Source organism: Pseudomonas sp. BJa3 (assembly GCF_026343815.1).
In the GTDB taxonomy this organism is placed as follows: Bacteria; Pseudomonadota; Gammaproteobacteria; order Pseudomonadales; family Pseudomonadaceae; genus Aquipseudomonas; species Aquipseudomonas soli.
This window is the reverse complement of sequence record NZ_JAOXMC010000005.1, coordinates 53,918-76,368: the sequence shown is the minus strand read 5'-3', so window position 1 is coordinate 76,368 and position 22,451 is coordinate 53,918. Positions and strand designations below refer to the sequence as shown.

Annotated in this window: 21 protein-coding genes; 7 read left to right on the top strand and 14 right to left on the bottom strand. The window is 66.2% G+C overall.

Annotation, left to right across the window (positions count from 1 at the left end; genetic code table 11):
- Window positions 1-82 precede the first annotated feature (82 nt).
- Window positions 83-988: a LysR family transcriptional regulator gene (locus tag OH705_RS07200; RefSeq protein WP_038706789.1), complete on the bottom strand. Its 906-nt coding sequence runs from the start codon at window positions 986-988 to the stop codon at window positions 83-85.
- Between the two features lie 260 nt (window positions 989-1,248).
- On the opposite strand from OH705_RS07200, the gene OH705_RS07195 reads away from it, so the two are divergent.
- The gene (locus OH705_RS07195; protein WP_094011739.1) at window positions 1,249-1,707 is read left to right on the top strand and encodes a universal stress protein; all 459 of its coding nucleotides are present in this window, start codon (window positions 1,249-1,251) and stop codon (window positions 1,705-1,707) included.
- A gap of 40 nt (window positions 1,708-1,747) precedes the next feature.
- On the opposite strand, the gene OH705_RS07190 is transcribed toward OH705_RS07195, so the two are convergent.
- The 4 genes from OH705_RS07190 to OH705_RS07175 are packed head-to-tail and all read right to left on the bottom strand — an operon-like array spanning window position 1,748 to window position 6,524.
- A complete protein-coding gene (locus OH705_RS07190; protein WP_104444926.1) occupies window positions 1,748-2,608 on the bottom strand; it encodes an HlyD family secretion protein in 861 nt (286 codons plus the stop codon).
- A 10-nt stretch (window positions 2,609-2,618) separates the two neighbouring features.
- Window positions 2,619-2,819 (bottom strand): DUF1656 domain-containing protein, encoded by a 201-nt coding sequence (locus OH705_RS07185; RefSeq protein WP_008097766.1) that lies wholly within the window; start codon window positions 2,817-2,819, stop codon window positions 2,619-2,621.
- 4 nt (window positions 2,820-2,823) lie between these two features.
- Window positions 2,824-5,001: an FUSC family protein gene (locus tag OH705_RS07180; protein ID WP_104444925.1), complete on the bottom strand. Its 2,178-nt coding sequence runs from the start codon at window positions 4,999-5,001 to the stop codon at window positions 2,824-2,826.
- On the bottom strand, window positions 4,998-6,524 hold the full coding sequence (locus tag OH705_RS07175) for an efflux transporter outer membrane subunit (protein WP_038706791.1): 1,527 nt from the start codon (window positions 6,522-6,524) through the stop codon (window positions 4,998-5,000). The genes OH705_RS07180 and OH705_RS07175 overlap by 4 nt, the downstream gene beginning before the upstream one ends.
- 180 nt (window positions 6,525-6,704) lie before the next feature.
- Between OH705_RS07175 and OH705_RS07170 the strand changes: the two genes are divergently transcribed.
- The gene (locus OH705_RS07170; protein WP_023632830.1) at window positions 6,705-7,652 is read left to right on the top strand and encodes a LysR family transcriptional regulator; all 948 of its coding nucleotides are present in this window, start codon (window positions 6,705-6,707) and stop codon (window positions 7,650-7,652) included.
- Window positions 7,653-7,737: 85 nt separating this feature from the next.
- Window positions 7,738-8,712: a 2-hydroxyacid dehydrogenase gene (locus OH705_RS07165; protein ID WP_267301611.1), complete on the top strand. Its 975-nt coding sequence runs from the start codon at window positions 7,738-7,740 to the stop codon at window positions 8,710-8,712.
- A gap of 66 nt (window positions 8,713-8,778) precedes the next feature.
- Here OH705_RS07165 and OH705_RS07160 read toward each other — a convergent pair whose 3' ends face one another.
- Window positions 8,779-9,681 carry a DMT family transporter gene (locus tag OH705_RS07160; RefSeq protein WP_023631099.1) on the bottom strand — a complete coding sequence of 301 codons (903 nt, stop codon included), beginning with the start codon at window positions 9,679-9,681 and terminating at the stop codon, window positions 8,779-8,781.
- Window positions 9,682-9,909: 228 nt separating this feature from the next.
- Between OH705_RS07160 and OH705_RS07155 the strand changes: the two genes are divergently transcribed.
- Entirely contained in the window at window positions 9,910-10,785 is an 876-nt protein-coding gene (locus tag OH705_RS07155; protein WP_267301607.1) for a helix-turn-helix domain-containing protein, read from the top strand.
- Between the two features lie 55 nt (window positions 10,786-10,840).
- Here the strand turns inward: OH705_RS07155 and OH705_RS07150 are convergent, their stop codons facing one another.
- From OH705_RS07150 to OH705_RS07115, 8 genes are all read right to left on the bottom strand, one after another.
- Window positions 10,841-13,243, bottom strand: coding sequence for a TonB-dependent siderophore receptor (locus tag OH705_RS07150; protein WP_267301605.1), 2,403 nt, complete (start codon window positions 13,241-13,243; stop codon window positions 10,841-10,843).
- Window positions 13,244-13,448: 205 nt separating this feature from the next.
- Window positions 13,449-14,420 (bottom strand): FecR family protein, encoded by a 972-nt coding sequence (locus tag OH705_RS07145; protein ID WP_267301603.1) that lies wholly within the window; start codon window positions 14,418-14,420, stop codon window positions 13,449-13,451.
- Complete coding sequence (locus OH705_RS07140) at window positions 14,417-14,968, bottom strand: RNA polymerase sigma factor (protein WP_038706796.1); 552 nt, start codon at window positions 14,966-14,968, stop codon at window positions 14,417-14,419. The genes OH705_RS07145 and OH705_RS07140 overlap by 4 nt, the downstream gene beginning before the upstream one ends.
- A gap of 4 nt (window positions 14,969-14,972) precedes the next feature.
- Entirely contained in the window at window positions 14,973-15,299 is a 327-nt protein-coding gene (locus OH705_RS07135; RefSeq protein ID WP_046854208.1) for a DUF3325 domain-containing protein, read from the bottom strand.
- A complete protein-coding gene (locus OH705_RS07130) occupies window positions 15,299-16,861 on the bottom strand; it encodes a PepSY-associated TM helix domain-containing protein (RefSeq protein ID WP_267301598.1) in 1,563 nt (520 codons plus the stop codon). Before OH705_RS07130 ends, OH705_RS07135 begins: the two co-directional genes overlap by 1 nt.
- Window positions 16,858-17,163, bottom strand: a complete 306-nt coding sequence (locus OH705_RS07125) for a DUF3649 domain-containing protein (protein WP_023630342.1) — start codon at window positions 17,161-17,163, stop codon at window positions 16,858-16,860. Before OH705_RS07125 ends, OH705_RS07130 begins: the two co-directional genes overlap by 4 nt.
- Window positions 17,164-17,441: 278 nt before the next feature.
- The gene (locus OH705_RS07120; protein ID WP_094011746.1) at window positions 17,442-17,924 is read right to left on the bottom strand and encodes a glutathione peroxidase; all 483 of its coding nucleotides are present in this window, start codon (window positions 17,922-17,924) and stop codon (window positions 17,442-17,444) included.
- Window positions 17,925-18,069: 145 nt separating this feature from the next.
- Window positions 18,070-18,555, bottom strand: coding sequence for an FKBP-type peptidyl-prolyl cis-trans isomerase (locus OH705_RS07115; protein WP_046854201.1), 486 nt, complete (start codon window positions 18,553-18,555; stop codon window positions 18,070-18,072).
- Here OH705_RS07115 and OH705_RS07110 point away from each other — a divergent pair.
- The 3 genes from OH705_RS07110 to OH705_RS07100 all read left to right on the top strand — a co-directional run bounded on the left by OH705_RS07110 (window position 18,554) and on the right by OH705_RS07100 (window position 22,347).
- A complete protein-coding gene (locus OH705_RS07110) occupies window positions 18,554-18,856 on the top strand; it encodes a DUF3565 domain-containing protein (protein ID WP_267301818.1) in 303 nt (100 codons plus the stop codon). The two genes, OH705_RS07115 and OH705_RS07110, sit on opposite strands and share 2 nt — an antisense overlap.
- A 32-nt stretch (window positions 18,857-18,888) precedes the next feature.
- Window positions 18,889-20,979 (top strand): phosphate acetyltransferase, encoded by a 2,091-nt coding sequence (gene pta / locus OH705_RS07105; RefSeq protein ID WP_267301594.1) that lies wholly within the window; start codon window positions 18,889-18,891, stop codon window positions 20,977-20,979.
- A 189-nt stretch (window positions 20,980-21,168) separates the two neighbouring features.
- A complete protein-coding gene (locus OH705_RS07100) occupies window positions 21,169-22,347 on the top strand; it encodes an acetyl-CoA C-acetyltransferase (protein WP_267301593.1) in 1,179 nt (392 codons plus the stop codon).
- Window positions 22,348-22,451 lie beyond the last annotated feature (104 nt).

The following is a 22,451-nucleotide window of genomic DNA, read 5'->3' as shown; positions in this document are numbered from 1 at the left end:
AAACTGACTTGTTGGCAGCTTTATGTTGCGTCAGACGCAATCCAGATTGATTTGCCGGCTATGGAACGCAAAACATTGCCCATCAAGGATCGATGCTGCCGCAAGCCTTCAGCGTCTGCCGCAACCAGCGGTGCGCCGGGTCATTGTCGAAGCGCGGATGCCAGGCCTGCATCACGTTGACCTTTTCCAGCGGCACCGGGATCTCGAACGAACGCAACGGCAGCTTCAAGCGCTGCACACTGTTGAGGATGTTGGCCGGTATCGGCAGGATCAGGTCCGAATCCGGCAGCGAGAACATCGCCGAATGGAAGCTGGTGGTGATCAGCGCCACTCGCCGCTCCACCTTGCAGTTGGCCAGCGACACGTCGATCGGCCCGTTGGCCCGCCCCCGCCGGGACACGCTGATCTGCGGGTAGGCAGCAAAACGCTCGGGGGTGATCGGAGCATCGAAGATCGGGTGATCCTCACGGGCCAGGCCGACGAAGTAGGTGTTGAACAGGCTCTGCACCTTGATCTCCGGCCCCAGTTCGATGGCCGAGCTGATGATCAGGTCGATCTGTCCGTTGCGCAGCACCGCATCGTCATCGCCACTGCCCTCGGGCACGAAACGCAGCACCGTGCGCGGCGCCTGGGCCAGCATCATGCGCAGCAACTGTGCGCCATACAGGGCAATGAACAGGTCGTTGGTGCGGATGTTGAAAGCGCGGTCGAGGTTGGCCAGGTCCACGGCATCGCGGCTGCGAAACACCAGGCCAGCCTGCTCCACCAAGCCATGCACCTGTTCGCGCAGGGCCAACGCTCGCGGTGTCGGCACCAGGCCACGGCCGGCACGCACCAGGATCGGATCGCCCATGGCCTCGCGGATTCGCCCGAGGGTCCGGCTCATCGCCGCCGGGCTCAGGTTCATGCGCTGGGCGGCACCGACCACGCTGCCTTCGTCGAGCAGCACATCGAGGGCGACGAGCAGGTTCATGTCCGGGAGTTGCATGGCCGTTTTCCGTGACAGCTGTGGGAAACGCGATGGTAACAGGTTGGCCGATTGCGTCTGACGCAATGGCGCCGTGCGTGGGGGACCATTTATCCGTAGAGGTCAATGAACCGACAATGGTGTGGCCTCATCGTTGGCAAGCCGCGGCGGCGAACCGCAGTGCCTGCAGGCAGCGCATCTCCCTGCGGGCACCGCGGTTCGCCGTTGCGACTTGCTGGCGATGAGCGCAGCACTGCCATCCATTCTCCAAAGGATTGCCCATGCCCCATCCGGTTCTGATCGCCATCGACGCCTCTCCGGCAGCCGCCAGCCTGCTCACCCTCGCCCAGCGCTACTGCCGCCCCGGCGAGCACACCCTGCATGTGCTGCTGGCCATCGACTCGACCTTCGCCGTGCACGACCACCGCACGGCCTACACCGAAGATGAGTTGGAGGAATACCCCGCCGCCTGCGACGAACAGCAACAGGCCGAGCACGCCGTGAACACCGCCGTGAGCATGCTGCGCGACGCCGGCTTCGACAGCCTGGGCTGCATGGTCGCCGGCCAGCCGGTGGAGGCGATCGTCGCCAAGGCCCGGGAGCTGGAGTGCGAACTGGTCATCATCGGCCACCGCCACCTGTCACGGCTAGGCAGGCTGCTCGATCCGTCGATCAGCGCCAAGGTGATCGATCGGATACAGATACCGGTTCTGGTAGGCGTGCCGACTGAAGTTGGCTGAAGCCCCGCGATAGACTTAGCCCCGCGATGACGTACTCGGATCAGCCCTCGCTCGGCTTGACCACCACGGTACAGGTGGTCCCCGCCGCCAGCAGGAAACCTTCCGGCACTTCATCGATATGGATCCGCACCGGCACCCGCTGCGCCAGGCGCACCCAGTTGAAGGTCGGGTTCACATCGGCGATCAGCTCGCGGCTCTGCGGGTTGTCGCGGTCGTAGATCCCCCGGGCGATGCTCTCCACATGCCCTTTGATGCGCTCGCCGCTCATCATCTGCAGTTCGGCCACATCGCCTACCTTGACGTGGGGCAGCTTGGTTTCCTCGAAGAAGCCGTACACCCAGAACGACTGCTCATCCACTACCGCCATCACTGCCTCGCCGGTGCGGGCGTAATCGCCCTTGTGGATGTTTAGGTTGGTCACATAGCCATCGACGGTGGCAACGATCTGCGTGCGCTTGAGGTCCAGTTCGGCGGCGGCCAGCTGGGCCTGGGCGTGCTGGTAGTCGGCCAGGGCGGAGCTGGCGATATTGCTGGCGTCATCGCGGTTCTCTTTCGAGATCACCAGGTTGTCCATGTCGGCGCGGCGCCTGGCGTTGACCTTGCGCATTTCCCAGGTGGCCTTGCGCGAGGCCACCAGCGCCTTGGCCTGCTCCACCGCCAACTGGTAGTGCTCGGGGTCGATGCGGATCAGCACGTCGCCCTTCTTCACCCGCTGGTTGTCCTTGACCGGTACGTCCACCACATAGCCTGGCACATCGGCGGCAACGTTGATGATATCGGCGCGCACCCGGCCGTCGCGGGTCCACGGCGTGGTCATGTAGTGCAGCCACAACTGGCGACCGATCACCACGGCAGCGGTCAGCACCAGCAGGGTGGCGATCAGGCTGAAGAACTTTTTCATTGCAGGACTCTCACCAGTAGAGCGACAGCGCCAGGGCGCCGAAAAGGCAAACGAACAGGCTCAGGCGCAGCAGCGCCGGGTGCCAGAAGAAGCGATAGCCATCATGGCTGGCGATGAACCGGTCCAGGCCCCAGGCCAGGCCCAGGGCGAACAGGAACATCAAGGTCATGGTGGGCATGTACACGCCATGGAAGGCGATCTCTCGGGGCATGGTTTCACGGAGCATCGTGCGATCCTTTCGCCGGAGCCAGCGGCGACTGTGGGTCGAGCAGGGAGGAACGGATGAAGTGCAGGTAGCTCTGCGCCCGACGCAACACCGAGGTGTCGAAGTGCCGGGCGAAAGGTTCATCGGTGGCCTGCACGCGGCTGATGGCATGGTCCACCGCCACCAGGGCGCGTTCGTGGTTGCTGGCGCTGGGTTGCAGGAACAACCGCGCCAGGGCCCGGCCCATGACGCGGATGGCCTGGCGCCACGGCTGCGACTCGGCGTAGGCCGGGTGCACCGGGGCGCGGGCCTGCTCCTTGCGCAGCTCGATGATGGCGTGGCCGATCTCCAGCACCGTGAACATCCAGCCCATCAGCTGGCTCTGCACCTGCGGCTTGCCGGCGGCCAGGCCGTAGGCCTGGTGCAGCAGGTCGCGGGTACGGCTTTCGAAGGCCGAGCCCAGGCCGCGCAGGCGCCCGCCGATGGCGAACAGCACCTGCTCACGCAGCTCCTGCTCCAGGCGGCTCCACAGCCAGCGGCTGTTGGGCGGCAGGATGATCGCCCCGGCTGCGGCGCAGACGAACATGCCGATGACCATGCCGATGTAGTCGTTGATGAAGGTGTAGGGGTCGTAGATCGTCAGGTTGTTCGGCACCGAGCCGATGGCAAAGAACACCAGCAGGCCCAGGCCGTAACCGGCATAGGCCGGGCGCGAGGCGAGGAATGCGCCGAGCACGAACACCGGCGCCAGGACCATGCACAGCAACGCGAAACCGTCGATCCAGGGGAACACGAAGAACGTCTCGAAGAAACCGACGAAGGCACCGATCGCCGTGCCGCAGGCCATCTGGAACGCCATGCGCTTGGGGTTCGGCGATGCCGCCGAAAGGCCCACGGTGACCGTGGCGATCAGGGTCATCATGCCGCCACTGGGCCAGTCACTGAGCAGCCAGTAGCTGCCCAGCAGCAACAGCACCGCCGAGGCGCGCACCCCTGCGGCGAGCGATACCAGCCAGCTGGTCTGGGCCACATAAGGTTCGTCCCACTGTTCGCGTTCGTGCTTGTGCACGGCCAGCGAGGCGTGGGTCTCGGCGTAGCTGTACATCTCGTCGACGAAGCGGTACAGCAGCTCGAAGGCGGTATGAAAATCGAGCAGGTCAGACTCGCTGGGGTTGGTCTGCAGATACTCGGCGCGCAGACCACGCACCTGGGCCTGCAGGCCTTCCTTGTAGGTGCCCAGCTCCAGGGCCAGGCGCAAGGCGTCGGCGTCGGTCAGCGCCCGGCCGACATAGGGCTGCAGCAGCTCGGCCAGGGTGGCCAGCCCGGGCTCGATGGCGCCGACGATCTGCAGCGGGCCACGGGCGCGCAGGCGCTCGAGCAACCGGTGCAGGGCGTTGAAACGCGTGGTGATGGCCATGAATTCGCTGTTCATCCGCACCAGCCGGCCGGAGCGGCGGCGCATGTGCGGGTCTTCGAAGGCGGTGACGTTGCGCAGGCTCTCCAGGCCCACCGCCTCGGCAACGAAGCGCACGTTGCTGGTCTCGAAACGGTCGCGCTGGCTGTCGCCGCGCAGGGCCTCGACCACCACCCCGGCGAACACGCCAAAGCGCTGGTACAGGGCGTTGCGCATGGCGGCACTGGCCGACTGCGGCAGGATCGCGGCGCTGACGAAGGTCGAAACGAGAATCCCCAGGGCGATCTCCAGCACCCGCCACACCGCCGCCATGAACGCCTGGTCGGGGTGCTGCAGCACCGGCAGGCCGATCATCGCCGCGGTGTAACCGGCCAGCACGAAACCATAGGCGCGGAAGGTCCGGTAGCGCATGGCGCCCGCCGAGCACAGGCCGACCCACAGAGCCAGGCTGGGCAGGAACAGCTCGGTGTTCTGCGGGAAGATCGCGATCAGCGCGACCATCATCGCCGAGCCGGCCAGGGTGCCGAGCACCCGGTAGAAACTCTTGGCGAACACATGGCCGCTCTGCGGCTGCATGACGATGAACACGGTGATCATCGCCGTGCGCGGCTGCGGCAGCTCCAGGCGCATGGCCAGCCACAGGGTGATGAAGGCGGCGGCCAGGACTTTGAAGATATAGACCCAGGTGACGCCGTCGGTACGCGCCCAGGCAAAGAACCCCCGGCGCCACTCCAGGCTCTGCAGCCAGCGCAAGGGCAAGCTCGATGTGCTCATTCGGCGTGGTCCGGCGTGTCGAAGATGGCCAGGGTGGCTGGTGTTTTCGGTGCGGCCTGGCGCTGTTGATCGGGCACATCCTTGCCCGCCTCCAGGCCGCCGCCCAGGGCAGTGACCAGTTCGGCATGGGCCACCAGGCGCGCGGCCTGCACTTGCTGCTGCACCTGCTGCTGGCGGAACAGCAGGGTCTGGGCGTTCAGCACGTTGAGGTAATCGGTGAGCCCGCGCTGGAAGGCGACGGTGGCGATATCGTAGGTCTTCTGCGCGGCGGCCACGGATTCGGCGGCGAAGTGCGCCTGCTCCTTCATCGACTCGCGGCGGATCAGCTGGTCGGAGATGTTCTGCAACGCGCCGATCACCGTCTGGTTGTAGCGCGCCACGGCCACGTCATAGCCCGCCGAGGCCACGCCCAGTTGCGAGCGCAGGCGGCCACCATCGAAGATCGGCAGGCTGATGGCCGGCCCGACGTTGTAGTTGAACTTGCGCCCGGTGAGGAACTCCAGCGGGCCGCCCCCGGTGGCCATGAAGCCGAGGCCACCGACCAGGTCGACATTGGGGAAGAACCCGGCATGGGCCACGTCGATGCCACGGGCCTGTGCCGCCACCTGCCAGCGGCTGGCGACCACGTCGGGACGCTGGCCGACCAGTTCGGCGGGCAGGTTCGAGGGCAGTTTCAGCGGCGCAGCGAGGGTCAGGGTCGGGCGTTGCAGTTTCGCGCCCTCCCCCGGCCCCTTGCCGGCCAGGGCCGCCAGCTGGTTGCGAGTCAGGGCGATCTCTTCGTCGAGGCTATCGATCTGGCGGTGGGTTTCCGGCAGCGGCGCCTCGGCCTGGCTGACTTCGAAATGGGTACCGATGCCACCGTCGAGGCGACGCTTGGCCAGGGCGACGATCTGCTCCTGCTGCGCAAGCTCCGCCCGCACGATATCGCGCCGGGCGTAATGCAGACTGAGCTGGATGTAGGCGCGCACCACGTTGTTCTCCAGCTCCAACTGGGCCTGGCGCGCCTCGGCGGCGCTCATGTGCGCCTGGTCCACGGCCTGCTCGCTGGCATTGCGCTCGCGGCCCCACAGGTCCAGGGCGTAGCTCAAGCCGATGGCGGCGTTGTTGTCCCAGGTGTTGGCGCCGGACAGCGCGCCGGGGCCGTAGAACTGATCCTCCGGCCAGTTGTGGCGCTTGAGGGTGGCGTTGCCGTTGGCCTGCAGCTTTTCCGCCGACTCCACCACGCCCGCCATGGCCTTGGCTTCGCGCACCCGCGCGGCGGCCATGGCCATGCTCGGGCTGCCGGCCAATGCCAGTGCGACCCAGTCGTTCAACTGCGCGTCGCCATAGGCGCGCCACCATTGCTGGGCCGGCCAGTGGGCGTCGCGCGCAGCCTCACGGATGGCGTCGTCGGTGGTCAGTTGGTTGGCTTGGAGGGTCTTGCTCTGCGGGGCGATACCCCAGGTTCCGATACAGCCGCTCAAGGTGAGACTAAGGGCACAGGCACTGAGCGCGCTAAGCGCTCTGATGTTGCGACGCGGCACAGCTGCGATTTCCCGAGGAAGAGGTGGAGGGGCCGGGCAATTCTAGGGGCGGGTTTCATTGGCGATAAGCGTATATTCCTGCGAATCTTTGTTACCAAAACAGCGATAATCCGGCTTTAGTCGGAAGCGAAACAGCGTTACTTCATGTCACAATTTTGTCCTCTAAACCGAGAGTGACCCATGGACACCCTGCAAAACATGCGTGCTTTCAGTTGCGTGGCCCAGCTCGGCAGCTTCACCGCTGCCGCGGCGCAACTGGATACGACCACCGCGAACGTGTCGCGGGCGGTCTCCAACCTGGAAGCCCATCTGCAAACCCGCCTGCTCAACCGCACCACCCGGCGCATCGCGCTGACCGAGGCCGGCAAGCGCTACTTGATGCGCTGCGAACAGATTCTTACCTACGTCGAAGAAGCCGAGGCCGAGGCCAGCGATGCCCATGCCCGCCCCGCCGGGCAGTTGAAGGTGCATTCGATGACCGGCGTCGGCCAGCACTTCGTGGTCGACGCCATCGCCCGCTACCGCGAATCGCACCCGGACGTGACCTTCGACCTGACCATGGCCAACCGCGTGCCCGACCTGCTCGACGAGGGCTATGACGTGTCGATCGTGCTGGCCAGCGAGCTGCCGGACTCGGGGTTCGTCTCCCAGCGCCTGGGCATCACCTACAGCATCGTCTGCGCCGCGCCCGACTATGTGGCGCGCCATGGCTTCGCGCACAAGCCCGCCGACCTGCTCAAGCATGCCTGCCTGCGCATGGTCAGCCCGGTGATCCCGCTGGAGAAATGGCTGTTCGACGGCCCCGAGGGGCAGGAGGTGGTCAACATCACCAGCTCGCCGTTCCAGGTGAACTCCGCCGATGCGATGAAGACCGCGATCCGCAGCGGCATGGGCGTGGGTGTGCTGCCGATCTACACCGCCATCGATGGCCTGCGCGACGGCAGCCTGGTGCGGATCCTGCCGCAGTACCGCCTGCAGGAGCTGAACCTGTATGCGATCTACCCGTCGCGCCAGTACCTGGATGCGAAGATCAAGACCTGGGTCGAGTACCTGCGCAACTCGCTGCCGGAGATTCTCGCCGCCCACGAGGCCGACCTGAAAACCCACGAGCTGCTGATCGCCAACTGAAAAAGCCGGTGCATTCGGGCGGGGGACAATGGTAGGTTGCTAAGCAACGACACCGCCCCTACCCGCCTTGCAGAGAAGCAGCCCGATGAAAAAGACCGTCCTGGCCTTCAGCCGCATCACCCCGGCCATGGCCGAGCGCCTGCAACACGACTTCCACGTGATCGTGCCCAACCCCAAGCTGGGCGACATCGCCGCCCAGTTCAACGAAGCGCTGCCCGAGGCCCACGGCCTGATCGGCGTCGGCCGCAAGCTGGGCCGGGCGCAGCTCGAAGGCGCGGGCAAGCTGGAGGTGGTGTCCAGCGTCTCGGTCGGCTACGACAACTACGACCTGGACTACTTCAACGAGCGCGGCATCGCCCTGACCAACACCCCCGACGTGCTCACCGAAAGCACCGCCGACCTGGGCTTCGCCCTGATCATGGGTTGCGCCCGGCGCACCGCCGAGCTGGACGCCTGGACCAAGGCCGGCCACTGGCAGGCCACCGTCGGCCCGGCGCAGTTCGGCTGCGATGTGCACGGCAAGAAACTGGGTATCGTCGGCCTGGGCAACATCGGCGCGGCTATCGCCCGGCGTGGCCGTTTCGGTTTCAACATGCAGGTTCTGTACACCGGCAACAGCCGCAAGGCCGCGCTTGAGCAAGAGCTGGGCGCGCAGTTCCGTAGCCTGGATGAGCTGCTGGCAGAAGCCGATTTCGTCTGCCTGGTGGTGCCGCTGTCGGACGCCACCCGCAAGCTGATCGGCGCCCGCGAGCTGAAGCTGATGAAGCCCAGCGCGTTCCTGGTCAACATCGCCCGTGGCCCGGTGGTTGACGAAGTGGCACTGGTCGAGGCGCTGCAGGAAGGTACCATTCGCGGCGCCGGCCTGGACGTGTACGAAAAGGAGCCGTTGGCCGATTCGCCGCTGTTCAAGCTGCCCAACGCCCTGACCTTGCCGCACATCGGCTCGGCCACTGCCGAAACCCGCGAAGCCATGGCCAACCGGGCCATCGACAACCTGCGCTCGGCGTTGCTGGGCGAGCGGCCGCAGGACCTGGTGAATCCACAAGTGTGGAAAGGCTGAGTCGTTCAGCCCGAGCGCCTGGCCCCGTCGCAGTCTGTTTCCACCGCAGACTGCGACAAGGCGCCTTTACTTGACTGCCAGCTCCCCTTCCACAGGCCTGGGCTTGGGCTTGCGAAACACCAGCACGTTCCCCGCCATCACCGCCACCAGCCCCAACAATGCCGGCGCTGTCCATTGATACCCCTCGGCAAACGCCGACACATTCAACGCCACCAGCGGGAACAGCACGGTGCAGTAGGCTGCCCGTTCCGGCCCCATGCGCCCGACCAGCGTGAGGTAGGCGGTAAAGCCGATCACCGAGCCCGGGATCACCAGATACAGCAGCGAGCCTATGTAACGCGTGTTCCACTCCATATCGAAGGGGATCCCCCTGAACAGGCAATACCCTGCCAGCATCGACGCGCCATAAACCATGCCCCAGGCATTGGTGGTCATGGGTTTGAGCCCGGCCTTCTGCTGCACACTGGAGAGCATGTTGCCGGCGGAGAAACACAGCGTGCCAAGCAGTGCCAAGCCCAGGCCATAAAGGGTTTCGCGGCTGGCGGCATGATGAGAAAGCTCCGGCCAGAACAGCAGCCCCAACCCCAGCAGCCCCATGGCTCCGCCGCCAAGCACATTGGCAGCGATCTTCTGGCCGAAGAACACCCGCGCATTGATCGCGTTCCACAGGGTGGCAGTGGAAAACACCACGGCGATCAGGCCGGTCGCGACCCACTGGCTGGCGGTGAGAAAGCACATGAAGTTGACGCAGAACAGGCACAAGCCCTGGGCCAGGCACACCAGGTGACCACGTCGGTTCATCGGCTGCAAGCGGCGGGTGAGCAGCAGCAAGACAAACAGGATCAACCCGGCCAGGGCGAAGCGGTAGACAATCGACACCGGGATGGCGACCACACCCAGTTGCAGCTTCAGGGCGATCCAGGTGGTGCCCCAGATCAGGACGGTAAGCAGGTAGAGCGACAGGTTCATGGCGGCTTCCTCGAACAGGCTTTCGGCCCATCGCGGGGCAAGCCCGCTCCCACATTGGGCCACCCTGGCGGGCTGGCGTGGGAGCGGGCTTGCCCCGCGATGGCCGTCACAGGCAAACAGTGTCTTCCCGGGCTTCACACCTGCGCTTGCATAAACTTGCGCTTTTCCTCCTCCGCCAGCTGCCTTCCCGCCCACGCCGCAGTACGATGGCCTTCAGAGGAGTCTCCGATGCCCACACTCGACCACCTGCAAGTCTTCAACGCCCTCAACGCCTCACCCAACGCCCGGTTGGAGCTGAGCGCGCACCTGGGCGACGGCCTGGCGGCGGCATTGTGGAGCAACCGCGACGATGCCCGTGATTACCAGGCGCCCAGCCATCACACCCTGTCGTGCTACATCGCCGACGGCACCGGTACTTTCCGCCGCCAGCGCCCGGCCGACCGCGGCGCACCGGACAAACTGTGCGTGATGCCCGCCGGCCACGAATCGAACTGGGTGATCAATGGCTCGATCCGCCTTGCCCACCTGTACATCAGCGAGGAACAGTTCGCCCTTGGCTGCACCCGCCTGCTGGACCGCGAACCGCGTGAAATGCAGCTGCGCGAGGCGACCTTCCTCGACGATCCGCAACAGGCCGCACGCTTTCGCCAGCTGATCGACATGGACTGGTCCGAGCCCGGCGAACGCCTGCTGGCCAGCAGCCTTGCCCACGACATCATCGACCACGCCGTGCTCAACCAGGTCGGCCTGCGCCATGGGCTCAAACTCAGGGGTGGCTTGGCGCCGCACCAGCGTCGGCAGTTGGTGGACTATATCGAGGCCCACCTGGACCAGCCGCTGACGCTGGGCGAGCTGGCGCTGCGCTGCAACCTGTCCGAGTACCACTTTGCACGGATGTTCCGGGCAAGTTTCGGCCTGCCGCCGCATCAGTATCTGCTTGCCCGGCGGCTGCACAGGGCCTGTCGCTTACTGCGCCTGGGCACGCCAGCCTTGGGCGAGGTGGCACTGGCGTGCGGGTTCGCCAGTGCCAGCCATTTCAGCAACAGGTTTCGCCAGGCATTGGGGGCGACGCCTGGAGAGTACAGGGCAGCGTTCCGCGCCTGACTGCCGGGCCCTGTCGCGGAACAAGCCCATTGCCATGCCGCCCATCATCGATTGGTCAGAACTCGAAGGTGCTCGACAGGCTGACTTGCCGCGCATCCCCCACCGCAACGAAATAGCGGTTCACCGCGGAGCTGTAGTACACCTTGTCGAACAGGTTCTTCACGTTCAACTGCAGGCGCACCTTGTGCTCGTCCAGCTTGGTTTCGTAGCTGGCGAAGGCATCGGCCACGGTGTAGGCCGGCAGGTCGAAGTCGTTTGTCGCATTGCCCGCACGCTCACCCACGTAGCGCGCACCGGCTCCCAGGCGCAGGCGATCACCGCCGAACAGGCTGCCGTAGTCGTATACTGCCGACAGCGAACCACTGTGGCGGGCGACGTTCTGCAGGCGGTTGCCCTTGAGCTGCGGGTCCTTGGTGACCTCGGCGTCGGTAAAGGCATAGGCCCCGATCAGGCTCCAGCGCTCGCTGAGCTGGCCAGTCAGGTCCAGCTCGACGCCCCGTGAACGAACTTCCCCCGCGTTGCTGTAGAGAATGGTCCCCGGCTGGGTGTCGCCATCGGCCACCAGCACGTTGCGCTTGGTGATGTCGAACAGCGCCAGGGTACCGGTCACCGCGCCCGGCACGTCGAGCTTGGCCCCCAGCTCCCAGGACTTGCCCTCCTCCGGCGCGATCCCAGAGTCCAGGGTCAGGGTGCGGCCACCACCGATGCTCAGCGGGGCGATGGTCGAGTTGGGCTTGAACGACTCGCTATAGCTGCCATAGAACGACAGCTGCTCATCGACCTTGTAGACGACGCCCGCATGGGGCACCCAGGTCTGGTCACTGGTGTCGGTGTTGACGTTGAACGGTCGGCCGCGGCCGGCGTACTGGTCGTACTGCTGGAAACGCCCGCCTGCCACCAGGATCCAGTGCTCGTCCAGGTGCCAGGCGTCCTGCAGGAACAGCGAATCGGTGCGCAGCTTGTCGGTCTGGTCGCTGTCGCTGGCGCGCACATTGGTGCCTTCCACTTCGCGGCCATAGACCGGGTTCAGATAGCTGAAGGTCGAGCGGCTGTTCTGACGGATCAGGTCGGCGCGGTAGACCTTGCGGTCCTCGTGATCGGCACCCAGCACCAGATCATGACGCATGCCGGCCAGCTCGACACTGCCGTTGAGGCTGAAGGTGACGAACTGGTCACGGCTCAGGGCGCCCCGGGTGCCGTCGATACTGCGCGACAGCGTGCCCTTGCTTTCATCCACGCCGGTCACGCGCACCTGGCTGGCATCGTAGGTTTCGCGGTTGAAGCTGTAGCCGACGTGCAGCTTCCACGCGTCGTCCAGCTGATGGTCGATTTCCAGGCGGTACAGGTCGGAGCGGCCCTCCATGTCGTTGAACGGCTCGTCCAGGCGGCGAGTAGCGGGTATGTTCAACGGGTGGCCATCGCTGCCGAAGGCGGTCCCGCGGTCGAACGGATAGCGAAACTCGCGGTGCTCATAGGCCAGCACCACCTGGGTGTCCTCGCCGTACCAGGCCAGCGACGGCGCCACCAGCGATTCGCGGTGCACGCCGAAGTTGCGCCAGTAGTCTTCATCCTCGTGATCGACGATCAGGCGATAGGCCAGGTTGCTCTCCCCCAGCGCACCGGTGCTGTCCAGGCCGCCACCGCTGCCGTTCTTGCCGTTGCCGTAGGTCGAGCCGCGCAGGGTCAGGGCGTTGTACTGCGCAAGTTGCGGGCGCTTGCTGACCACATTGATCACCCCGCCCGGGTCCTGGATGCCGTAAAGCAGCGAGGCCGGGCCCTTGAGCACTTCGACCCGCTCGGTGCTGGCATTGAGCGCGCGGCCCTGCACGATCGGCATGCCGTCGCGCATGATCGAACCGTCGCGGTTGTCGCCGAAGCCACGCTTCATCACGGTGTCTGCGGTACCGCCGAAGTTGTTGCCCTGGGTGATGCCGCTGACGTTGTACAGGGCATCGTCCAGATTGCGCGGCGCCTGGTCGCGGATCACCTGGGCCGGGACCACGTTCACGGCCTGCGGGATATCCAGGGTCGCGCCCTGGCCGCGCATGATCGAGGCGCTGGCCGGCGGCTGGTAGCTGTAGTCGTCCAGTTGCGAGTTGATGGTGGTGGCTTGCAGGTTCACCGCGCCGGAAGTGTCGACCGGCTCCAGGGTCAGCGTGCGGGCGTCGAGGCGGCGCCAGGCCAGGCCTGAATTGCCGAGCAACTGCTGCAGAGCCTGCTCGGCGTCGAAGGTGCCGTTCAGCGCCGGGGCTCGCAGGTCCGGTAGCGTCAGGGTATAGACCACGCTCTGCCCGGTGGTACGGCTGAAGGCGTTGAGCGCCTGGGCCAACGGCTGGCTGGGCTGGGCGAAGGCATAGACCTGGCTCTGCTGGGCGGCCACGGCCTGGGGCACGACGGCCACGGCGGAAAAGCTGCAGAGACCGAACCAGAGCGAGACGCAACGCGGGGTGAACTTCATGGACGCGGACCTGTGGGCGGGATGATCGTATGCGAATGAATCGCACTTCCACTTACTACACGGATGCCGGCGTGGGGTACCTCATCACCTGATGGAAATATTTTGCTGTTCCGATCCTATCGCGGGGCAAGCTCGCTCCCACGCGGTGGCTTGCAGGGTCCAAGATCGTGGGAGCGGGCTTGCCCCGCGCTGACGTCGGCTCAGGTCAACGCAAAACGGTCAACCGGCCCAACAGCGTCTGCCGCTCGAACCCCAGCACCTTGCCCAGCGAATCCAGCGCGGCCAGCGGTTCCTCAACCGGGAAACTGCCACTGACCCTGCGCTGCGCCAGCTCACCGTCGAGCAGCAGGATCCGCCCCGGGTAGTAACGCCCCAGGTCCTCGAGCACCTGCGCCAACGGCACCTGGTAGTAGTTCAGCCAGCCCTGGCGCCAGGCCAGGCGGCTGTCGCTGTCCACCGCCTCGACCCCACCGGCCACACCACCGGCATAGGCCAGTTGCTGGTTGGCTGTCAGTTCGCGGGCAGGCTGCCCTTCGGCTGCCGTCACCGCCACCCGCCCGCTGCGTACCGTGACCTGCGCGCCGTCACCCTGCCCGCGCACCTCGAACTGGGTCCCCAGCACCCGCACTTCGCCGCCCTGGGCATCCACCAGGAACGGCTCGCCGGTATGGGTCACCTCGAAGAACGCGGCGCCGCGCAGCAACCGCACACGCCGCTCGCCCTGGACGAAATCCACTGCCACGGCAGTGCCGGCATCCAGGGTCAGTTGCGAACGATCGGCCAGGGTCACCTGCCGCACCTGCGCCCCGCTGGTGTAGTCGGCGCGTAGGTCCTGCAGCCAGAACTGCGGCTGCCAGCCTGCCGCGAATCCCAGCGCCAGGACCAGGCTCGCCGCCGCTGCCAGGCCGCGCCACGGTCGCTTGCGCTCGGGCCGGCGCATGGCCTCCAGGTATGTTTGCAGGCCTTGGTGTTCCTCGGCCGCCAGCCGCGCCGCCGGCGCCTCGCTCAGGCGCCAAAGCGCCTGGGCCTCGGCATAGGCCTGGCGATGGGAGGGGCTCTCCAGCAACCAACGCTTGAACGCCGCGCCCTCGGCCTGCGCCGGCTGCTGCTGGATGCGCCCCAGCCAGCGCAGGGCGGCCTGGGACTGGGCGGCAGTGATCGGCTGTTCAACACTCATCGACGGGCGCTCCCTGGCCGGCGTAGTGGGGACGCGGGGTCGGCGACACTCGCCTTGCACGCTTCGAGGGCGCGCATCATATGCTTTTCCACTGCGCTCTGGGACAACTGCATGGCCTTGGCGATCTCGCCGTAGGTGCAGCCATGGATGCGGCTGAGCAGGAAGATCTGCCGGGTGCGTTCGGGCAGCGCCCGCAGGGCCGCCTCGATGCGTTGCAGGTCGTGATTGACCTCCAGGGCCTGGTCGGGGGCCTGGCTGTCCGACACGCTGTCAGGATCATGCAGGCCTTCAGCGACCCGGTCGCGGCTGCCTTCGCTGCGCAGGTAGTCGATAGCCAGGTTGCTGGCGCTGCGCAGCAGGTAGGTATCGAGCGCCTCGACCTGCACCTCGGGGCGCCGCCAGAAGCGCAGGAACAAGTCCTGCACCAGGTCCGACGCCGTGGCGCGGCAGCCGACGCGGCGGCTGACCAGCGCCTCCATGCGCGCACGCTGGGCGAGGAACACCTGGAGGAAGCGTGCCCGCCCGCCGCCGGCCTCGGAGTCGCTCAAGGGCCTAGACCGCCAGCACGGCCAGCAGCGGCCCGAGCACCAGGCTGGCAAGCGCCGCGCCGAGCAACAGCCGCGGCTGGTAGGGCAGGCCGAACACCCACAGGGTCACGCCGGCCATCAGCACGGCGATCCACTCCACCAGGCCCAGGGCCCAGCCGCGCCCATGCACGGCGAGGATCAACGACAGCAGCAGCAACGCCCAGCCCGTGATCTTCAAGGCTCGCAGCTGCCGCCCCGTGGGCTTGCGCCCGAGCAGGTCGTTGAAGTGTTTTTCCATGGCCAGGCACAGGCCGGCAAAACCGGCGAAGCCCATCAGCGCAACCCCCAGCATCAGCTCGCCTCCACGGTCTTGGCGGCGCGTGGCGCACGCTTGGCGGCCGGCTTGGGCGCGCGCAGCATCTTGCCGGCGGCCCAGGCCAGGAACAGGCCGGTGGCCAGGGCCGTCAGGTCGAAACCGGCCATGGCCCAGTCACCCGCGGCGATGGAGTGATCCAGGCCCTGGTCGGAGGTCAGCGCGTTGAGCAACGGCAGCAAGGCGAACGCCAGCGCGCCCAGCGTCAGTTGCTCGCCCCAGGCGCGGCGCCCGCTCCTGAGCATGGCGTGGAGCAATGACGCGCCCCAGGCCAGGAAGAAGCCGTTGATCTCCCAGTCAGCCCGCCCTCCCAGCGTTGCCGGCAGCAGGCGATTGGCCCAGAAGAACGCCGCCACGCCCAGCAACAGGCCGCTCATGCTGGCGATGTTCAGCACTTCGACCAGGCGCAGTTCGCCGGGCATGCGCTCATTCTTGGCGTGCTTGAGTTGGCGCTTGCCCAACCACATCACCAGGCCCGTGCCGATCACCGCCGTGCCGGCCACGCCGAAGGCAAAGTAGAGCCAGCGCAGCCAAGGCCCGGCGAAGTTGCCCATGTGCAGGCCGACGAAGGTGAACGAAGTGGTCATCGCCGCGCTTTCCGGCGCCCCGCGGCGCAGCAGCTCGCCACTGACGCCATCGAAGGTCCAGATGGCGCTGCGCTGGTAGGCGACACTGTCAGCCGAGGCGCGGGTGAAGGTGACGCGGGCGTTGCGGTCACCGGGGTTATGCACCCGGATGTAGCCCATGCGCGCCCCCGGCGCCTGTTCCTGGACCTTGGCATACAGGTCGGTCAACGGCGCCAGCGGCGCGGCCTGGGCAACCGCCTCGGGCACTTCGTCGCGGCCGAACACATCGTTGAAGTAGCCGCTGCTGTCACCATAGCTGGCCAGGATGCTGGCCGGCATGACCATGTACATGAAGATCACCAGGCTGCTGTAGCTGATCATCAGGTGGAACGGCAGCACCAGCACACCGATGGCGTTGTGGCCGTCGAGCCAGGACCGCTGGCCCTTGCCCGGGCGGAAGGTGAAGAACTCCTTGAAGATCTTCTTGTGGGTGATGATCCCGGTGACCAGCCCCAACAGCATGATGAAGGCGCAGAAGGTCGACAGCCAGCGCCCCCAAGGGTGGGGCATCTGCAATTGAAAGTGGAAGCGGTAAAAGAACTCGCCGCCCCGGCTGTCGCGGGCCTGGACTGCCTCACCGGTGCGCGCGTCGAGGTTCTTGTCGGTGAAGCCACGACGTCCATCGCCTTTAGGGTCGCGCCAGCTGACGCTCAGCGCCGCCTGGCGCTCGCTGGGCAAACGGATGAACCAGGTGCTGGCATGCCCCGCATGGGTTTCGAGGTAACGCTGGGCCAGGCCAAGGCTGGCCACTGGGTCGAGCGGATGGCTCTGCACCTCGGGCCGGCTCCAGTGGCTGATCTCTTCCTTGAAGTACGACAGCGTCCCGGTGAGGAAGATGGCGAACAGCAACCAGCCGAAGATCAGGCCGGTCCAGGTATGCAGCCAGGCCATGGCCTGGCGGAAGCCTTCTTTCATGACAGGTTCATCCAGTAGGCCAGTACGTTGATCAGCCCCAGCACCAGGCTTGGCAACAGCATGCCCAGCCAGGCACGCCAGGCGCTCCGACAGGCGAAGCACCAGATGAAGGCGATGAGGTAGACGACGAATGACAACATCATTCCGGTCATCGTCGCGTCGGCCTGGGTCATCGGCGCAAGCAGGGTGATGCAGACACTGGCCATCGACGCCAGCAGATAGCCGCCCAGCAGCGCTGCCAAGCTGCGGGAAGTCACGGCCAGGCGGTAGCTCAGGGGAAGGCCGGCGGCTTTGCTCTTCATGACGAGGATCCGGGAATGGGGGCTGCAATACTAATGATTTCAATTCTCATAAGCAAAGCATGCCGACACGCGCGATGGCGAGCCAGCTGCCCAACGGGTCAGTCGTTACGAGTTGAAACCCAAGAAGGTGCGCACCTTGGAAAGCGGCACCGCCAACGGGGACCTGCAGGCCGATGCCGGCGCGCTCTGGTCAATTTCGACAACCCGCTCGAGAGCCTCCAGAACCACACCCACCGCGCGCCAGCCCTCTGGACAAGCGCCCCCTGTTGGCGCTGCCTTCAAGCCAGCGCTTTCTCGATGGCCTGCACCACGGTCGGATCATCTGGTGCGGTACGTGGGGCGAAGCGTGCCAGCACCCGGCCATCCTTACCGACCAGGAACTTCTCGAAATTCCAGCTGATGTCGCCAGGGAACTCAGCGCCTTCGCCCGCCAACAGGCGATACAGCGAATGACGTTGCGGGCCGTTCACCTCGAGCTTGGCCCCCAGCGGGAAGCTCACGCCGTAGTTGAGGCTGCAGAAGTCCTGGATTTCCTTCTCGCTGCCAGGCTCCTGGCCTGCGAACTGGTTGCACGGCAGGCCGAGCACGTTGAAGCCCTTGCCCTTGAATTGCTGGTGCAGTTTTTCCAGCGAAGCGTATTGCGGCGTCAGCCCGCACTTGGAGGCGACATTGACCACCAGCACCACCTGGCCCTTGAACGGAGCAAGGGGCAGGTCCTCGCCGTTCAGCGCCTTCAACGTCAGGTCGTGAAATGCACTCATGATGAAATCCCCTCTCAGGTTCCGATTGCCGCAGGGGCGAATCCCGCCCACGAAAAAGGCGCGCGGCCAAACCGTCCACCCTCCCGAGGAGGGCAAGTCCGGCTTGCCCGAGCGCCTGGCGACTCTCTGAGCTTAGCGCAGAAAATCAGTGGTGATGGCCACCTTCACCGTGGATGTGACGGTGAGCGATTTCTTCTTCGCTGGCGTCACGCACGTCGACAACCTTGACCTTGAAGTTCAGGCGCTGGCCAGCCAGCGGGTGGTTGCCGTCGACGGTCACGTCGTCGCCGTCGATGTCGCGGATGGTGACGATCTGCATCTGGCCGTCCGGCGCCGAGGCGTGGAACTGCATGCCGACTTCGAGTTGGTCGACGCCTTCGAACATCTTGCTGCTCAGGGTGCTGACCAGCTCGGCGGAGTATTCGCCGTAGGCTTCTTCGGGCTCGATGGCAACGGTCAGTTCCTCACCGGCCTGCTTGCCTTCCAGGGCTTTTTCCAGGCCCGGGATGATGTTGCCGGCACCGTGCAGGTAGACCAGCGGCGCACCACCGGCGGAGCTGTCGATGACCTCACCAGCGTCGTTGGTGAGGGTATAGTCGATGGAGACAGCCTTGTTGGCGGCGATCAGCATGGGGCAAGACCTTTTGCAAAAGAATATAGAACGAACAAGTGTAACCAACGCATCGGCCGATTGCGAACCCGGCGCGGACCAACAGCAGCCCATCAGTCGGATCACGGGCTTTCACCTCGACGAAGAGCAGCACTGGGTGGTCGAGCTGTCCTGCGGCCACACCCAGCATCTGCGCCACCAGCCGCCGTGGCAGGCCCGGCCCTGGGTGCTCGATGCAGACGAACGCGCCCGGCGCATCGGCCAGGTATTCCCCTGCGGCTGGTGCGCTCAAGGTGCCGTTAGCGCTACCCTTGGCCGCTGAATTCCTTGCACCGCTTATTCCGAGAAGCACGCATGCAGACATTTTTCATCGCGCCGACCGACTTCGGTGTCGGCCTGACCTCCATCAGCCTGGGCCTGGTGCGCACCCTGGAGCGCGCCGGGCTCAAGGTCGGCTTCTTCAAGCCGATTGCGCAGCCGCACCCCGGCGACACCGGCCCGGAGCGCTCCAGCGAACTGGTCGCCCGCACCCATGGCATCAAGCCGCCGACGCCCCTGAGCCTGGGCCATGTCGAGCGCATGCTCGGTGACGGCCAGCTCGACGAACTGCTCGAACAGATCATCCGCCTGTACCAGCAGGCCTGCGTCGGCAAGGACGTGGTGGTGGTCGAAGGCATGGTGCCGACCCGTCACGCCAGCTATGCCGCCCGGGTCAACCTGCACCTGGCCAAGAGCCTGGACGCCGAGGTGATCCTGGTATCGGCGCCGGAAAACGAGGTACTCAGCGAGCTGTCCGGCCGCGTCGAGCTGCAGGCCCAGCTGTTCGGCGGCCCGCGCGACCCGAAAGTGCTGGGGGTGATCCTCAACAAGGTGCGCACCGACGAAAGCATGGCCGATTTCGCCACCCGCCTGCGCGAGCACTCGCCGCTGCTGCGCGGCAACGACTTCCGCCTGCTCGGCTGCATCCCCTACCAGGCCGAGCTCAACGCCCCGCGCACCCGCGACGTGGCCGAGCTGCTCGGCGCCCAGGTGCTCAACCCCGGCGACTACGACCAGCGGCGCATGAGCAAGATCATCATCTGCGCCCGCACCGTGGCCAACACCGTGCCGCTGCTGACCTCCGGCACCCTGGTGGTGACGCCGGGCGACCGCGACGACATCATCCTCGCCGTGTGCATGGCGGCGATCAACGGCGTGCCCCTGGCCGGCCTGCTGCTGACCAGCGACAGCAAGCCCGACCCGCGCATCCTCGAGTTGTGCCGCGGCGCCCTGCAGGCCGGCCTGCCGATCCTGTCGGTGAGCACCGGCTCCTACGACACCGCCAACCAGCTCAACTCGCTGAACCGCGAGATCCCGGTGGACGACCGCGAGCGCGCCGAGTTCATCACCGACTTCGTCGCCAGCCACCTGGACGCCGCCTGGCTGCACCAGCGCTGCGGCACGCCACGCGAGCTGCGCCTGTCACCGGCGGTGTTCCGCTACCAGTTGATCCAGCGCGCCCAGCAGGCCAACAAGCGCATCGTCCTGCCCGAGGGCGCCGAGCCCTTGCTGGTGCAGGCCGCGGCCTTGTGCCAAGCCCGGGGCATCGCCCGTTGCGTGCTGCTGGCCAAACCCGAGGAAGTGCAGGCCGTGGCCCGCGCCCAGGGCATCAGCCTGCCGCCGGACCTGGAGGTACTCGACCCCGAGGTGATCCGTGACCGCTATGTCGAACCCATGGTGAACCTGCGCAAGAGCAAGAACCTCAACGCGCCGATGGCCGAGCAGCAGCTGGAAGACCCGGTGGTGATCGGCACCATGATGCTGGCCCTCGGCGAAGTGGACGGCCTGGTCTCCGGTCTGGTGCACTCCACCGCCAACACCATCCGGCCGGCCTTGCAACTGATCAAGACCGCACCGGGCAGCAGCCTGGTGTCCTCGGTGTTCTTCATGCTGTTCCCCGACCAGGTGCTGGTCTATGGCGACTGCGTGATGAACCCGCACCCCAGCGCAGCCGAACTGGCCGAGATCGCCCGGCAGAGCGCCGAGTCGGCCGAATCGTTCGGCATCGCGCCACGGGTGGCGATGCTCAGCTACTCCAGCGACTCGGCGGCCAGCGACGAAGAAGTGGAGAAGGTCCGCGAGGCCACGCGCCTGGCGCAGCAGGCCGAGCACGACCTGCTGATCGACGGCCCGTTGCAGTACGACGCCGCCGCCAACCCCGAGATTGCCCGACAGCTGGCGCCGTCGAGTCCGGTAGCCGGGCGCGCTACGGTGTTCGTGTTCCCCGACCTGAACACCGGCAACACCACGCACAAGGCGGTGCAGCGCAGCGCCGACTGCGTCAGCCTCGGGCCGATGCTGCAAGGGCTGCGCAAGCCGGTCAACGACCTGCCGCGCGGAGCGCAGGTGGACGATATCGTGCACACCATCGCCTTGACCGCGATCCAGGCCAGCACCGTGCGCTGAACGGCAAAGGGCCGTCATGCGGCCCCACGCTCATCGGAGTGGCCAAGCCTTGGCGAGTCCGAATGAGGGCATGCCGGCACGCCGATCATTCATTTGAATTTCAGATCAATGGCAAAGAAAAACAAACTTCTCAAATAAGCCCCGGGCGCGGATGCTGTGACGATCACGCTCGTATCCTGGAGAACAACAATGAACGAAGTCGTCATCGTCGCCGCCACCCGCACTGCCATCGGCAGTTTCCAGGGGGCCCTGGCCAACGTGTCCGCCGTGGAACTGGGCGCCGCGGTGATCCGCCAGCTGCTGGCCCAGACCCAGCTGGACCCGGCGCAGGTCGACGAAGTGATCCTCGGCCAGGTGCTCACCGCCGGTGCCGGGCAAAACCCCGCCCGCCAGGCCGCCGTCAAGGCTGGCCTGCCTTATGAAGTACCGGCCCTGACCCTGAACAAGGTCTGCGGCTCGGGCCTCAAGGCCCTGCACCTGGCCGCCCAGGCCATCCGCTGCGGCGACGCCGAGGTGGTGATCGCCGGTGGCCAGGAGAGCATGAGCCTGGCGCCTTATGTAATGCCCTCGGCACGCACCGGCCAGCGCATGGGCCACGGCCAGCTGGTCGACAGCATGATCAGCGACGGCCTGTGGGACGCCTTCAACGATTACCACATGGGCATTACTGCCGAAAATCTGGTGGACAAGTACGGCCTGAGCCGCGAGCAGCAGGATGCCTTCGCCGCCGAGTCGCAGCGCAAGGCCGTGACCGCCATCGAGGCCGGCCGCTTCAAGGACGAGATCACCCCGATCCACATCCCGCAGAAAAAAGGCGAGCCGCTGGTGTTCGACACCGACGAGCAGCCACGCCCTGGCACCAGCGCCGAGTCCTTGAGCAAACTGCGCGCCGCGTTCAAGAAAGACGGCAGCGTCACCGCTGGCAACGCCTCGAGCCTCAACGACGGCGCCGCCGCCGTGCTGTTGATGAGTGCCGCCAAGGCCAAGACCCTGGGCCTGCCGGTTCTGGCCAAGGTCGCCGCCTACGCCAGCGCCGGGGTGGACCCGGCGATCATGGGCATCGGCCCGGTGTCGGCAACCCGGCGCTGCCTGGACAAGGCCGGCTGGCAGCTCGCCGACCTGGACCTGATCGAAGCCAACGAAGCCTTCGCCGCCCAGGCGCTGGCGGTGGGCAAGCAGCTGGAATGGGATGCGGCGAAGGTCAACGTCAATGGCGGCGCCATTGCCCTGGGCCACCCGATCGGCGCGTCGGGCTGCCGGGTGCTGGTGACCCTGCTGCACGAGATGATCAAGCGCGATGCCAAGAAAGGGTTGGCGACGCTATGCATCGGCGGCGGCCAAGGTGTGGCCCTGGCAATCGAGCGCTGACCGACGGCTCTTGGGGCTGCCTTGCAGCCCATCGTCGGCAAGCCTACTCCCACCCCGGCCACACTGCCCGATAGTCGTGCGCTGCTGCGGTGGGAGCCGACCCG